The organism is Weizmannia acidilactici, from assembly GCF_008974225.1.
GTDB classification, from domain to species: Bacteria; Bacillota; Bacilli; order Bacillales; family Bacillaceae_C; genus Weizmannia; species Weizmannia acidilactici.
Window position 1 is genome coordinate 1 of record NZ_BKZR01000062.1, and the last position, 14,264, is coordinate 14,264.

Annotated in this window: 14 protein-coding genes and 1 riboswitch; of the genes, 2 read left to right on the top strand and 12 right to left on the bottom strand. The window is 46.6% G+C overall.

The features are described 5' to 3' along the window. Both GBH70_RS15530 and GBH70_RS15535 read left to right on the top strand, forming a co-directional pair. A partial coding sequence (locus GBH70_RS15530) for a transposase (protein WP_172968324.1) occupies positions 1-213 on the top strand: 213 nt, incomplete at its 5' end. Between the two features lie 53 nt (positions 214-266). Beyond that, the gene (locus tag GBH70_RS15535) at positions 267-560 is read left to right on the top strand and encodes a hypothetical protein (RefSeq protein WP_151681882.1); all 294 of its coding nucleotides are present in this window, start codon (positions 267-269) and stop codon (positions 558-560) included. Between the two features lie 47 nt (positions 561-607). On the opposite strand, the gene GBH70_RS15540 is transcribed toward GBH70_RS15535, so the two are convergent. From GBH70_RS15540 to GBH70_RS15585, 12 genes are all read right to left on the bottom strand, one after another. Beyond that, entirely contained in the window at positions 608-1,546 is a 939-nt protein-coding gene (locus GBH70_RS15540; RefSeq protein WP_151681883.1) for an L-lactate dehydrogenase, read from the bottom strand. Between the two features lie 591 nt (positions 1,547-2,137). Beyond that, on the bottom strand, positions 2,138-2,254 hold the full coding sequence (locus tag GBH70_RS17940) for a hypothetical protein (protein ID WP_017554129.1): 117 nt from the start codon (positions 2,252-2,254) through the stop codon (positions 2,138-2,140). Between the two features lie 18 nt (positions 2,255-2,272). Further along, a riboswitch (cyclic di-GMP riboswitch) is annotated at positions 2,273-2,356 on the bottom strand. A 188-nt stretch (positions 2,357-2,544) separates the two neighbouring features. Further along, the gene (locus GBH70_RS15545) at positions 2,545-3,636 is read right to left on the bottom strand and encodes a cadherin-like beta sandwich domain-containing protein (RefSeq protein ID WP_172968325.1); all 1,092 of its coding nucleotides are present in this window, start codon (positions 3,634-3,636) and stop codon (positions 2,545-2,547) included. Positions 3,637-3,681: 45 nt separating this feature from the next. Continuing rightward, the gene (locus tag GBH70_RS15550; RefSeq protein WP_151681885.1) at positions 3,682-4,248 is read right to left on the bottom strand and encodes a cadherin-like beta sandwich domain-containing protein; all 567 of its coding nucleotides are present in this window, start codon (positions 4,246-4,248) and stop codon (positions 3,682-3,684) included. A 154-nt stretch (positions 4,249-4,402) separates the two neighbouring features. Next, positions 4,403-5,368, bottom strand: coding sequence for a phosphoglycerate dehydrogenase (locus GBH70_RS15555; RefSeq protein ID WP_026104844.1), 966 nt, complete (start codon positions 5,366-5,368; stop codon positions 4,403-4,405). Between the two features lie 513 nt (positions 5,369-5,881). After that, positions 5,882-8,371 (bottom strand): glycosyltransferase, encoded by a 2,490-nt coding sequence (locus GBH70_RS15560; RefSeq protein WP_151681886.1) that lies wholly within the window; start codon positions 8,369-8,371, stop codon positions 5,882-5,884. Positions 8,372-8,578: 207 nt separating this feature from the next. Further along, positions 8,579-9,343, bottom strand: a complete 765-nt coding sequence (locus tag GBH70_RS15565) for an ABC transporter ATP-binding protein (RefSeq protein WP_017554134.1) — start codon at positions 9,341-9,343, stop codon at positions 8,579-8,581. Positions 9,344-9,361: 18 nt separating this feature from the next. Beyond that, entirely contained in the window at positions 9,362-10,132 is a 771-nt protein-coding gene (gene ssuC, locus GBH70_RS15570; RefSeq protein WP_151681889.1) for an aliphatic sulfonate ABC transporter permease SsuC, read from the bottom strand. A 13-nt stretch (positions 10,133-10,145) separates the two neighbouring features. After that, on the bottom strand, positions 10,146-11,102 hold the full coding sequence (locus tag GBH70_RS15575; RefSeq protein ID WP_308697087.1) for a sulfonate ABC transporter substrate-binding protein: 957 nt from the start codon (positions 11,100-11,102) through the stop codon (positions 10,146-10,148). A gap of 136 nt (positions 11,103-11,238) precedes the next feature. Beyond that, a complete protein-coding gene (locus tag GBH70_RS17420) occupies positions 11,239-11,625 on the bottom strand; it encodes a class I adenylate-forming enzyme family protein (protein WP_253693997.1) in 387 nt (128 codons plus the stop codon). Between the two features lie 45 nt (positions 11,626-11,670). Then, the gene (locus GBH70_RS15580) at positions 11,671-12,795 is read right to left on the bottom strand and encodes an AMP-binding protein (protein WP_371862265.1); all 1,125 of its coding nucleotides are present in this window, start codon (positions 12,793-12,795) and stop codon (positions 11,671-11,673) included. 20 nt (positions 12,796-12,815) lie between these two features. After that, on the bottom strand, positions 12,816-13,994 hold the full coding sequence (locus GBH70_RS15585; protein ID WP_151681888.1) for an acyltransferase family protein: 1,179 nt from the start codon (positions 13,992-13,994) through the stop codon (positions 12,816-12,818). Positions 13,995-14,264: the final 270 nt, after the last annotated feature.

A 14,264-nucleotide genomic window follows, 5' to 3' on the forward strand; every position in this document is an offset into this window, starting at 1 on the left:
TCGCTGAAAGAAAGGTGCACAAAGGCAAAAGGAAACCGGCAAATCCTCCATAATCCGGTGTATGAAGAAATGAAAGCAAAAGCCAAAAAAAGCCTTTGGTCTGACGAGGGCGCGCAAATCTACGCCCGGAGAAGAATCGAGGTAGAAAGCGTGTTTGGTCATATCAAAAGTTCCGCAGATTTTCTTGCGGAGGCTGGTCGCCATCGCCCATAACCATCTGAAACAGGCGGAAAAGAACCGACTGCTTCAGAAAGAAGATCCGGAAAATGAGAAAGCCTGTTGAGAAAAATGAATTTCTCAACGGGTTTTCTTGTTTAAAAATGGCTTTTGGGACAGCCCCTTTTTTTCGGAGGCGAGACGCAAACGGTCGGCCGGATGTTGTTTTAAACCGGCGGGTGGGGTATGTGCGGGCTATCTATCTGCCACCTGCCCTGCTTGTTTATCAGCTGAAATGCCGAAAATATCACGAATTTTGCAACTATACCAACAAAAATCCTGCACATATCCTCAAAATATTGCGGCAAGAGGTATATACCTACACGGGTGTGCTGACAATCTAAAAAAATAACCAGGCTCCTTTGATGGGGAGCCTGGCCGCGCCCGATTCTTATAATACCGGCGCCATTGTTTCTTTCAATACTTTTACGGAGTGGTCAAACTGTTGTTGCTCTTTTTCGTTCAATTTAATTTCAACGACTTCGCGGATGCCCTGGCGGTTAATAATGGCAGGCACACCGATGTAAACATCACTGTTGCCGTACTGCCCTTCAAGGTAAGCCGATACCGTCAATACGCTGTTTTCGTTGTTCAGGATGGCTCTTGTAATACGGGTTAAGGACATGCCGATACCGTAGTAAGTCGCACCTTTGCGCTCAATGATGTGGTAAGCCGCATCACGTGTATTGACAAAAATTTCTTCCATCGTTTTTTCGTCAATTTTTCCTTTTTCCGCATTGTATACGATGCTTTCATAGCCAATGGTTGTATGGCTCCATACTGGAAGTTCCGTATCGCCGTGTTCGCCGATGATCAATGCGTGCACGTTTCTCGGGTCAATTCCGAAATGGGCGCTCAACGAATTGCGTAGACGGGCCGTGTCAAGCACAGTACCGGAGCCGATAACATGTTCTTTTGGCAGCCCGGACTCTTTCCATGTTACATAAGTCAAAATGTCAACAGGGTTGCTAGCAACAAGGAAAATACCGCTAAATCCGCTGTCCATGATGCTCTTGATCATGCCTTTAAAGATTTTTGCGTTTTTGGCAACGAGGTCAAGCCTTGTTTCGCCCGGTTTTTGCGGGGAACCTGCAGTAATGACAACAAGGTCGGCGGTGCCGCAATCCGAATAATCGCCTTTCCATACACGGGTTGGCGTCGGGGCAAACGGAAGGCCATGGTTCAAATCCATTGCTTCCCCTTCCGCTTTTGCTTCGTTAATATCAATTAAAACAAGTTCTTCTGCAACGCCCTGGTTAATCATTGCATAGCAATAACTTGTGCCTACTGCGCCAGTTCCGATCACTGCAACACGGTTTACTTTTTTCATGTGTTAATCTTCCTTTCCTATCAAAAAGTTAAGAATGTATCCACTGTATGAAACCAGTTTTACAAGCCCAGTAAGCCGCCGTTTGAACACAGTTCCAAGTACAGGCAATTTTAAAAGTATTGTTCCAACTTCAATGGATTTCATACACTTGTTTTTCCTTCATAACAGGAAATTGAAACTTGCCGCGGAATGTGCCGGCATGGCTTCCGAAACTTATTGTACTGTTCGCACAAGCATGACTGGATTTGAACGTTCTTTTCATTTTCCTTCATGCCACAAAACTAAGTATACCACCTTTTTTGTGATTAGATTCACAAAATTTATGGCAAAAAAATGAAAGTTTCCCCACTTTTTTGCGTGATTTTGAATGATTATGACGTTTTTTTCAAATCATCCGTTTACATTTTTCGCTAATCTGTTTATTTAAAATGATATTTCTATTACGCATTTTTTGGTGTCTATATGTAAAAAATAAGCCAAATGAAAATGTTAAATTTTAACAAGAAAAAATCCCCCGGCAGGAGGATGAATGCTGTGGATTTTAATCGACTAGGCTTCATGATAACGCAATTTCTGATGGGCAAAAGCATCTTACGAAAGGAAAAAACTGCGGTTGATAAAAAGACGGACTTCTTCGATGCTGAAGCCAATTCTCTTTGCTAAAATTAATTGGTACCACTCCCGGTCGGCTTCTTCCAGCTGGTTCATAGATTTTGCCTCCTTGTTTGTGGCAACCCTGCCGTCATAGCAATCATGCCTTAGACCTGTGGCTTTGCACCTTTACCTTTCAGTAATTTGCTCTTTCATTTTTTGTTCATATTACTTGTATTCTTACAATAAGCGATATTGCGACCGTTTTCAATCATAATACCTAAACAAAGCAAAACTCAGGAAAAAAGGACTGTTTTTGACATATTTCACGGCAGCGAAACCTGTTTCACCCGGGGGCCTGCCCGTATCCTTTTGGGAAAGTCGAATAAAAAAAGTGGGGTGCCCGCTTAATTAAAAGAAAATAACGATTTAAAAAATGATTCAATCGAACTGACGAATTTCGACCACCAAGAAGGTTGCTGCTGCTGTGTTTGGAACGCGGCAGTAGCTGCTGTTCGGGTTTGCGCCGTGCCGGAGGAAAACGCATCATCTGCCTGCCTTGCGGATGTACTGCCCGTATCGGATACAGTTGTAGAAGTGCCTGTTACTTTTTTCTTAAATACCAACACGTACGTCTTCCGTTCGCTTCCATTAGTCACAACAACCGATACGACTTTTTCCGCTTCGTTTTTCCCAATTGAAATTTTGCCGGCCGAACTGTCTCGAATGGATACTGTTGATCCTGAATATGTTGGCGTTGCCGTAATGGTAACGGATTCTAAGCTGGTGGCAAGCTTAATATGGTACGTATACTCATTTTTGCTGAAATCTTTATTCCACGTCCCTTTGGAAACTGTAAGCGATGAGAGCGTCGCTTTGCTTACTGCCGCAGTGCTGCCTTTTGTGCCCATATTTTTCACCGAAACAGCCGCCGAAGTTTTCAGCGCCGTTGTGCCGGCGGATAAGGAACTGTTTTTCCCCGAAAAAGCTGCCGCCATTTTGAAGGCGATGCCGGCTGCAGTCTTGTTTAAGGCTTGTGAAGCCATGCTGTTTCCGCCTGATGTTTGATTCCAGGCCTCCGACATGCCGCTTGCTGTTTTCCCGGCCAACGCGCCTTGCTTCACTATGCCTTCACTACCTGCCCCCGCTTGTTTTGACGCGCCTGTGTTTTTTGTGCCCGGCTGTTTAGAGGTGCTGCCAGGCAATTCGGCTTTCGTTCCGCCCGTCTGCTTACCTTGGTTCAGCGGTTTTTCATCATCCTTTCTCGTCACATGTAATGTATACGTTTTGGCTTCGCCGTTTTCTGCCGTTACTATGATCGAAATCGTTGTTTTTTCGACCGGCAGCTTGACTGAAACAGCTTTCGATTTATACATAATGCCGTTTACTTTGACAGAAGCTGTGCTGTCTTTCACTTTCGGCGTAATTTTGAGAACCGATGTACTGTTTGGAACCGTCACGTTATATGAAGTTTTAGATGATTGAAATGCCGGCGACAAACGCCCCGCAGATAATAGAATGCCGGACAAGCGGTTATCGGCGCTCTATTCCCGGGTGATTGCCAGTGAATATACAGTCGGAGTTGCTATCCCGGATGAATCCGAAACCTCTATCGTGAAAGTATTTTTTCCGGTTTTAAGATCCAAACCCGTTTCCACCCCGTTTGAGACCTTTTCTCCGTTGACTTTGATCACCGCATTTTCAACATTGCTTTTTAATATAAGGCCGATTTTGGCCACGCTGTTTGCAACAGTCGCTTCATATATCGTCGTGTCCGGAGAAAATTTTTGGGAAAGTGTTGCACCGTTGATCGTCATTTCCGAGAGTTTAGCTGCCTGTTCCGTTTCAGGCAAGCCCGTTTGCGACGTTGAGTTTGTTGGCGATGTCCCTGAGTCCGACGTTTGGCTTGTTAACGATGTTCCCATTTGTGGTGTTTGGATTGCAGCCATACCACTTTGCCCGGCTGTTGAAGAGATGCTTTGATCCTCCTGCACGGCAGTTGAAGGACCCGAAGTGCCTGCGGCTAATGCTGTATAAGGCAGCTGCGAAACCGTCCCAAGCCCCACCATTGATACAATGAGTGCTGTTTTCACGCCTTTTTCCACTTTCATGTTCGTTCCACCCGCATCCTTTTTCCATTACTAGCCCTAGTATAGCGCTTTTTGCTTAAATCTTGCTTAAATTTCGGAAAAGGTACGGGTGCTTATTAAAATATTCCTGTTGGAACCTTCCGAAAAAAAGCGCTCGCTTCCGGACGCTGTTTCACTACTGTATTGTTTGCGGCGTATTGACAAGGTGGGAAACAGGCAAACCACTTAAGAATCTGCCGATATTTTTTTCGGTGATTTTGCCGATCCTCCGTACACATTCCGCCGTTGCCCCTCCGATATGCGGGGTGGCGACCACATTCGGGAGGCCGGCCAGTTTTGAATCGGTCGGTTCTTTTGAAAAAACATCTAGTGCGGCGCCTTTTATGCTACCGGCCTTCAACACTTCATACAGGGCGCCTTCGTCAATGATATCCCCCCTCGCAATATTGATTAAAAAAGCCGAACGTTTCATTAGAGCAAGCCTTTTCCGGTCAAGCATGCGGTAAGTGGAGCTTTTTAGCGCCGTGCAGACCGTGACATAATCGGAGGTTTCCAGCAGCTCTTCCAGTTCAACAAACGAAACATCCCATTTCCGGGCCGCCTGCACATTCATATATGTTCCGCTTGCCACGATTTCCATTCCGAAGCCGGATGCCAATTGCGCGATTTTTTGCCCGATGCTGCCGAAGCCGATAATGCCGAGCCTTTTGCCACCGAGTTCATTGCCGATTGCAATCCCCCATCCACCTGCTTTTACCGCCCGGTCGGATTTTGGAATTTGCCTTGAAACGGACAGCATCAGCCCGACCGCAAGCTCCGCAACGGAGGATGCATTCTGTCCGGGGGCGTTTGTAACAAAGATGCCTTTTTCCGCTGCATAATCGAGGTCAATATTATCCACCCCCGTACCATATTTGAGAATGTATTTCAGAGACGGAGCCGCATCAATCACTTCTTTATCCACGCGGTCAATGCCGTTGATGTAAATATCAGCATCTTTTAAGTAAGCCATCAATTCCCGCTGATCGGCTGCATAGTCCTTAATCAGGCAGGAAACTTCCACACCGAGGTTTTCGAGATTTTCCACGATTTGCGGATATGCCTCGTAAAAAGGACGCCCGATCGAAAACAATACTTTCACCGCGTTAAACCTCCTTTGTTGGCCGCTTATATACTTCCATTTGTAACCATTATCCAACGTTTTCCCGCTTTTATCATTATTCTTGTTAGAAAATCTTCCGCAAAATCGCAAGGCGGAAGGACTTCTCACAATCATAAAAGCCATTTTAATGAAAAAAATACTGAGAAGGACATTCTTCTCAATAGGGGCTCTTTTAATGCAGGAAATTTGCATACAGCAGTGCCTCTTCTCCCTGCTTTTTCTCCTGTTCGCTGATTTTTCACACTTTTCCGCTGATATTTTTAAGGTCCCCGCCGATTTTCCTGGGTAGTCCGCCGATTTTTCCGCAATTTCCGCTGATTTTGCAATTTCAGGGGGAACGGGCGGTCTTTGTTTCGCATAAGGGTCCCGGCTCCCGCCCGGCCTCTTTCCCCGCAAGAGTCCCATTAAATCCAGTGAAATCGTATTGCAACTAAAAAAGGGGGTGCCGTTTCCCTGACTTTTGGGGCCGGCCCCTTTTTATCTGCGGATTTTTTACCCTTCCCGCAGGCAATTATAAAAAGTTTCCATCGCCAATTTGTTGTACCGCCTGTAATCAAACGGCTCTGAAGCCAGTTCTCCGCCGCGTTCCAGCACCGCAAGCATCCCTTTTTCGAGCCCGTTTATACTGTTTTCAACAAGGAGGCCGTACTTGCCGCCCTCGAGCACGGTCCGGTTGGCGACGATATCTGTCGCAATGATTTTCATGCCGAGCGTCATCGCTTCAAGCAGAACCATCGGCTGCCCTTCGTAATGCGAAGACAGGACAAAACAATCGCATCGGCGCAAAAGCGGAAAAGGATGTTCGATCTGCCCCAAAAGGAAAGCAGCATCCCCAATGCCCAGACTGTCGATTAACGACTGGAGCTCCTCTTTCAGCGGGCCCTGGCCGAGGATGAGCAAACGGCTTACCGGATGTTTCGCATAGACATTGGCAAAAGCCCGGATCAGCCTGTCCTGCCCTTTCTCAGGTGACAGCCTGCCCATATTGACGAAATGGTAACGGTCTTTCTCGGGAATAAACGTGATTTCTCCCCCCATTTCCATTTGATACTGCGGGCGCTTCTCCTCCATCTTAAAGATGCGCTCCGGTTGAATCGAATTCATCACATAGTAAAATTTTTCCATCGGGGCATATTTCGATAAACGTTCACGGTTCAGCTCCATTGTCCCTTTTGAAACACTTACAAGCTTGTCAAAATCGTTATAGACCGTAAACAGCCCCCTCAAATTAATATAGTGCGGCATCTTCCCGTTTATAGTTTTACGGCTTTCGGAAAGCAGGTCATTGTGCATAAAACAAATTTTCTTTTTTGCTTCTGCCGGAAGAAGATGTTTCGCCCAATACAGGCTATAGCCGCTGAAATCGATGACATAATCAAATGCCGTGCGCCCGAATAAACGCCGGTGTTCGCGTTTGTACGCCCGGTGCGGATAAAGCTTTTGCTCAAGCCGGCCGCGCTTTCCAAAATGGTGGATCCATTTATCCCGGTACACTTCGGGAAGCGTGTACAGCGGAAGCCCGGGCTTAAACAACAGGCGGACAGCAGGATGGATCTTCGCGATGTTTTTCAGCACTTCCTGTGAACGCGGATAGCCGCTGAAACAGCTGACGTCATAACGGCTGTGGTCAAGATTATTCATTAAATTGATAAAAGAGGAAGTGATCCCGTTATCTTTTAATCCACCCGGATAAATCAGGATTTTTTCTTTTCCCGTATTTAAATGATCCAATACCTTTACATCGCCGGTTTCGCCATGAAAAATAAAACGGATAATCCGCTCCGTTGCATTCCCGTCCTCATACAACACAAACGCCTGCTTAGCTGCTTCATACCGTTCCCTGTACTGTTCCTGTAAATCCCCAATCTGCGGGAGCGCCTTTACAACATCCCTCACATGGGAAAATACGGGGCCCGGCAGTTCCTCAAATTTAAAATAACAACCACGTTCTTCTTTATAGCGCTCTGCATCCGGCACATAAAACAATATCGGCCTGTTTGTCACAAGAAAATCAAAGAAAATGCTGGAGTAATCGGTCACCAGCACATCGACGCCTGCAAGCAGTTCATTTGTATCAAACGAATCGGGTACAAGCCTGTTCCGGAGGGCCGGTAGTTTTGCCGATTCCCCGTAAAGATACGGGTGGACTTTCAGCAGGAAATTGTATGCATCGCCTGCTTCCCGCACGAGCACAAAAAAATCTTCCATAATCTTTTCGGCATCATTTTCCACATGTGATACATCTTCCCCTTTCCATGTCGGGGCATAAAGAACCGTTTTTTTCTCAGGATCAAGCTTTAAACCGAGACTTCTCAATTCCTCCCTGACTTTCCTAGCTTCGGTCCGGATTGTCAAATCGATGCGCGGGTAACCTGTTTCAAGAATCCTGCCCCCGTAAAGCCCTTTTAATTTGTAACTGTCCGTATACATTTTTGTCGTATGCGGATTCGGGCTCAGCAAATAATCCGCGCTCAAAAAATTGCGCACGACATTTTGCGAATGCGCAGGATTTCCCGGAATGTCAAACCCCATGCGTTTCAGCGGCGTCCCATGCCAAGTATTGATATAAATCTGGCCCGGTTTCGGGGAAAAAAACGATTGGAACGTCGCATTGTTAATCAAATACCCGGATGAGGCGAGCGCCTTTAAGTAGCTTTTCGAATTCCGCCTGACAAATTTCACATTCGGGCGGTTGCGGTATTTTGCAATCACCGGTCCGGCCGCGGCGAAATCGCTGAATGACCAAATATGTATGAAATCCTGATAATCCGGATGATCAAGCAGATATTTAAAAATGGCATACGGATTATCCGTTATCCCGGCGCCATCCCGGCATTCGTAAAAAATGGCCCGCTTGTTGATGCCGAGCCGTTCGTAATAACCGGCATACTGGCAGGCAAGGCGGTGGTTCTCTTTCAGCAGGTAACGGCCGATGGGCTGCACCAAAAATTTAGCGCCTTTTTTAAAAATTTTCTTTTTCATCCCAAACAACCCCTTCGCACATAGATCATGCCTATAGGTTGCCCAATTACACGCCGGTTTATATCACCGTGCGGGTGAAAAAGCGGTTTTTAAAAAAGGCTGTTCCGCAGATCAACAAACAAAGAAAACCCGTTGGGAATCATAACGTTCCCTATACGGGTTTTCTTGTTTCAAATGGGCTTTTAGGATTAGCCCTACCTTACCGTATTAAAATTTTCCGATTGCTTTTCGTCTGTCGTATTGCTGAAAACCGGGATTTAAAATTTCCCCGAGAATTCCTTCCGTGTAAGCTGCAAAAGCCGGCTGCGTACGGATGCGCGGACGCGGAAGGCTGATCGCCTTATCCATTTTGACTTCGCCATCCGCAAGCAGGATCACACGGTCAGCGAGGCGAACCGCTTCCTCTACATCATGTGTCACCAGAATTGCGGTAAATTGGTTTTTGATCCAAACCTCCTCAATCAAGTTCTGCATTTCCATCCTCGTTAATGCATCCAGCGCGCCGAGCGGTTCATCCAGCAAAAGCAGCTCTGGCTCGTGGATCAATGCACGGGCAAGCGCCACCCGCTGCTTCTGCCCGCCGGAAAGGAACTGCGGATAATGCTTCGCCTTATCTTCCAGCCCGACGCTCCGCAAAGCTTCCATTGCTTTATCCTTAAAGCCGCCTGTTAAGCCGAGGTCGATGTTGTCTATCACTTTTTTCCATGGCAGAAGCCGCCCGTCCTGGAACATCATGCGAGCCCGGCCGTTTGTGCCTGCCACCTTTTCCCCGTTTTGGGTAATGGTGCCTTCCGTCGGCTGTTCGAGCCCGGCGATCAGGCGGAGTAGCGTGCTTTTCCCGCACCCGCTTTTTCCGACAACCGCCACAAATTCCCCTTTTGCAATTTGCAAATTGATGTCTTTTAACACATGGAGATCCCCGTAAGCTTTCCCGACATGTTCCGCTTTTAACACAAATTGTTCTTCTTTCACGTTTCCACTCCCTTCCGCTTAAGCCGTCTGTTTTCTCCAGCGCAGCCATTTATTTTCAAAAAATTTCGCAACCATGTCCGATACTTTTCCGAGAATGGCGTAAATCACAATGCTGAGCACGATGACATCCATCTGCATAAACTCACGGGCATTCATGGACATATAGCCGATACCGGAATTCGAGGCGATCGTTTCCGCTACAATGAGCGTCGTCCACATCACGCCGAGCGCATAGCGAATTCCGACCAAAATAGAAGATAACGCACCCGGAAAGATAACTTGAAAAAACAGCGACATCCCGTTCAACCCATAGGCTTTTCCCATTTCAATCAACCCTTTGTCAACTGACTTAATACCATGGTACGTATTGATATAAACCGGAAATAAAACCCCGAGCGCAACGAGGAAAATTTTTGATGTTTCATCGATCCCGAACCATAAAATGACAAGCGGAATCAAGGCAAGATGGGGGATGTTGCGTAGCATTTGTATGGAAGAATCAATCAGAAGATCGGATATTTTAAATATCCCGTTTAAAATGCCAAGCGCAAACCCTATGGACCCCCCGATGAGAAAACCCATCAGCGCCCGGTAAAGGCTGATACCGATGTTTTGCGCCAGTTCGCCGGATGCCGCAAGCCCGATCCCAGCTTTCACAACCGAAACGGGCGAAGGCAGGATATTCACCGGAATGGCGCCGGCCGTGCACAACACCTGCCACACGGCCACAAGCAGAACCGGTATTGCCCACGGGATCGCACGCGCCGCCCATTTCTTTTCTTTCTGCATCATCTGCACCTCCCTATTTCAAAACCGCATCCTGGACATTTACTTTCTTCGGAACGACTTTTAATTCGTAAAATAAATCAGCGATCGATTGCTGTTCTTTCAAGATGGTATCCGAAATTTTGCTGAAGCCGTATACGCGCCGTTCAACCGCTGTTTGTACTGTCTTCTTATCCATTTTCAGTTCTCCGGCAAGTTTATTAACCAGTTCGCTGTGGTGGTTGTTTGCCCATTCCATTGCTTTTTCCGTTTCCTCCAAAACCGCATCCGTCACTTTTTTATGCGATTCGGCGTAGCTTTTTGATGCAATAATGAAATCCCGGTCGGTCGTCAATCCTTCGCCGCTTACAAGCATTTTTGCACCCGCATTCACCTGTGCGGAAGCAGTGTAAGGATCCCAAACCGCCCATGCATCGACATTGCCTTTTTCAAACGCGATCCGCGCTTCTGAAGGATCTAAATAAACCGGGGTTATATCTTTCAATGACAAGCCCGCCTTTTGCAGAGCTTTTACAACAAGGTAATGGGAACTGGACCCTTTCGAAAAAGCGACCTTCTTCCCTTTTAAATCCGAGATGGACTTGATTGAAGAATTTTTAGGGACAAGAATACCGCTCCCTTTTGCTTTCGAATGACCGACCCCGACATAGACAATTTTGTAACCGGAAGCCTGTGCGGTAATCGGCGGAATATCCCCGGTACGTCCATAGTCAATGCTGCCCGCGTTCAGTGCCTCAATGAGAGCGGAACCGTCCTGGAATTGTTTCCATTCGACTTTATAGCCCATTTCCTTCAGGCGCTTGTCCAATTCACCGAGTGATTTTGTAATATGTAGCGGGTCGCCCTTTTGGTAGCCGATGCGGATCGTTTTCCTGTTTGAGGAGCTGCTCGAATCCGAACCGCATCCGGCCAGGGCGGAAACAGCAACAAGCAAAAATGCCAGCAGTAAAACAAGCGGTCTCTTTCTTTTCACTTTTTTCCCTTCTTCCTTTTTAAAGTTAAGCAAAATTGCCCAATATGGCATGCATGTTTTTCACAAGGCCGTATAATTCCCCCGGAACTTGTGAGTCCCTTGGGAACGATATTTCTCGTGATTTTTTCGTAATGGTTTAGCGTCCGGACTGCCCGGCGATTTTCTGCAGCCCCATTTCCTGTTTCAGACGGATGCGCTGGATTTTTCCGGTTGGGCCGACTGGCAGTTCTTCTGCAAATTTGATTTTTGACGGGCATTTATAGCTCGATAAAGACCGGCGGCAATGCTCCATCACCGCTTCTTCCAACGCTTTTAATGAAGCCGGGTCGTCGTTTTCCGGCACAATGCAGGCGGCTACCTGCTCGCCGTATTTCGGGTCAGGCACACCGATGACCGCCACCTGGTGCACGCCAGGCAGCCCACGGATCACCTCTTCAACCTCATACGGGCTGATCTTTTCACCACCGCGGTTAATCAGCTCTTTTTTTCGCCCTACGATGAAGACGTATCCTTCTTCATTCACATAACCGACATCGCCGGTATGGAACCAGCCGTCCCGGAAATCGTCCTAGTTTTCGGCCTTCACATATTCCGTAATGATATTTTTGCCGCGGATCACAATTTCTCCGACCGTTTTCGGCGGAAGATGCTGCCCGGATTCATCGGAAATGGCGAGTTCCACCCCAACCGGGATGCCTACCGAACCAAGTACCCGTTTTTCCGGCGGAAGCGGATTTACACAAATTTGACTGGCCGCTTCCGTCATCCCGTACGACTCAATGATTGGAATGCCGAATTCCTGCTCAAAACGCCGCGCATGCAAAATCGGCAGCTGCGCGGATGCTGAGCGCACAAACCGCAGATGATCCGGAATTTCTTTGGGTTTTTCGATATTTAAAATAATGGAAATCACCGCAGGCACGGCTGATATCCATGTAATTTTTTCTTCACAAACCGTTTTCCAAAACTTCGAGGCGCTGAATTTCGACTCTAACACGATTTTTCCGCCCGAAAGCAGCGTCGACAGGACAGCTACCACTTCCGCATTAATATGGAAAAGCGGCAGGAAGCAATACGTAATATCATCCGAAGTCAGCCGGTGGGAGGCAATAATGTTTTGGGCCGCCGCAAACACTTGGTCATGGGTAAGCCCGACCGCTTTCGGGCTGCCGGTTGTTCCTGATGTATAGAGCAGAATGGCAATTTGATCTCCAGCGGGTTCCCTGCTCTTCCGAACGATTGCAGCACCCTGGTTTTTTCTCTCCTCCCATGTGCCTTCGCTTCTTACAAACCAATGAAAATTCTGCATTTTTTCATCCGCTACAAAAAGATTTTTAAGAGAACTTTCGCCGTTTAAAAGTTCATCCGCATGAACACCGCGCGCAATACCGTAAACCGGCCGGCAGCGGTTGACAAACGCCCGCAGCTCATACGCCGGCATTTCCGGATTTACCGGGCAGACTGTTGCCCCGTAGCCGATCACCGCCATATAGGCGGCCGCAAAAGTATAGGAATTCGGAAGGCTGAGCAAGATCCGGTCGCCGGGCTGTACGCCCGCCGCTGCGAGATCGCTTTGTATTTTTGCAATATCCCCCTGTAATTCATGTGTCGAATACCAGCGCCCGGCATCTTTGATCAATGGTTTATCCGGGCCAGTTAACAAATCGTCCAGTCTTTCTATTAAATAAGACATCATACCAGCTCCTAAAATCATTAAATTTGTTGCTTGTCCGGCACCTGTACCGTTTTGGCGCGGACCGGAAATTTCGATTTCCTGCCGATGCAGTAGGACAAAATCGGAGTTTTATAGAAAATGTACGCAATCAGCATGGAAGAAAAATAAACAAATAAAATGCCAAACGGCAGGGACCCGTAAAACAGCCATTTGTTTCCAGCCAAATGAGGCATCATGTATTTGCCCATCACATATAAAGAAAACGGCTGCACCAAATACATGCCGAACGAGGTTTGAGAAGCTGTCATCACAAAGCAGCTGAATAGCTTCCACTTCCTCTCTGTGCGCCGTTTTGCCCACAACCTCCCAAGATACAGTACGAGCGCCACCACAAGGAGGGCCCATGGGAGATAGACCGGCTGGTGCACAGACTGGGCTTTATGGTCGCTTTCATGCAAAATAAAGCGGTTCAGGTAGTAATGGATCCACATCATGACCAAACTGGCACAGAATATGCTTGTTAAAAAACGAGCATGTTCTTCAATAAATTTGACAATTTTATCGTAATGGCAGGCAGCAATTCCCCCGGCAATAAAATAGCATTGGTACGTCAGCACAAATACGCCATAATTCGCGAAAAGATAAGGCCAATGGGAAGTGTCCAGATGAGGTATTCCAAACTTGAAAAACGCTGTCATTGCAAGCTGGAGATACGCGCTCCAGAGAAAAATCTGCATGTGGTATTTTTCGAATTTGCGCAAACCGTGCAGCATCAGCGGAAAGATCATGTACAGCTGCAGCGTCACCAACACATAATAAATGTAAAACTGATCTCCGTGGATCAGGGAAACCATTAAAGTTTTTACAAAGTTGAAAAAAGACCCGTGCAGATTTATCGAAGAAGCGGCACTTCTAAAAAGAATATAGGCAATATTCCAAAATACATAAGGAATCATCGTGAAAAACAGGCGTTTTTTCCAAAAAGCCACAGTTTGGAAATCGCGCCGGTAATACGTTATAAACAGCACCAGCCCGGTAATAAACATAAATGCCATTCGCATGACATGCATGGAAGAATGCACGGCGGACATCGCAAGAAATTCCACTGTCCAGTCTTCCAACCGGCTGTCGTAAATGGACATCGTGTGGACAGACAGTACACAGAGCATAATGAAGCCGCGCATAAAGTCGATCTCATATAAATGGATTTTTTTCAACGAAAAACATTCCCCCTTTTCTTTTATTGCCGGCTGACTTTTCTTCTACTTTAGCAACGTTTTCTTAATTTATTATTAATGAACCAATTGATTCTTTAAATCTTTATTGAGAAAGTTCAAATAGGAGGTTTTCAAATCCGAACAATATATGTTATTGACTTTTTAATATTCGTATTTTATGCTTTTGTTATCTATAAAAAACTGTAAGCATAAGGTTTCAACTTCAAAATAGCGGGAATATAATTATGTAACTGTTTTTTAATTTTATAA

Coding starts and splice junctions, on each gene's coding strand:
- GBH70_RS15535 (WP_151681882.1), top strand. CDS start 267: ATGAGAAAGCCTGTTGAGAAAAATGAATTTCTCAACGGGTTTTCTTGT.
- GBH70_RS15540 (WP_151681883.1), bottom strand. CDS start 1,546: ATGAAAAAAGTAAACCGTGTTGCAGTGATCGGAACTGGCGCAGTAGGC.
- GBH70_RS17940 (WP_017554129.1), bottom strand. CDS start 2,254: ATGAACCAGCTGGAAGAAGCCGACCGGGAGTGGTACCAATTAATTTTA.
- GBH70_RS15550 (WP_151681885.1), bottom strand. CDS start 4,248: ATGAAAGTGGAAAAAGGCGTGAAAACAGCACTCATTGTATCAATGGTG.
- GBH70_RS15560 (WP_151681886.1), bottom strand. CDS start 8,371: ATGAAAAAGAAAATTTTTAAAAAAGGCGCTAAATTTTTGGTGCAGCCC.
- ssuC (WP_151681889.1), bottom strand. CDS start 10,132: ATGCAGAAAGAAAAGAAATGGGCGGCGCGTGCGATCCCGTGGGCAATA.
- GBH70_RS15580 (WP_371862265.1), bottom strand. CDS start 12,795: ATGTCTTATTTAATAGAAAGACTGGACGATTTGTTAACTGGCCCGGAT.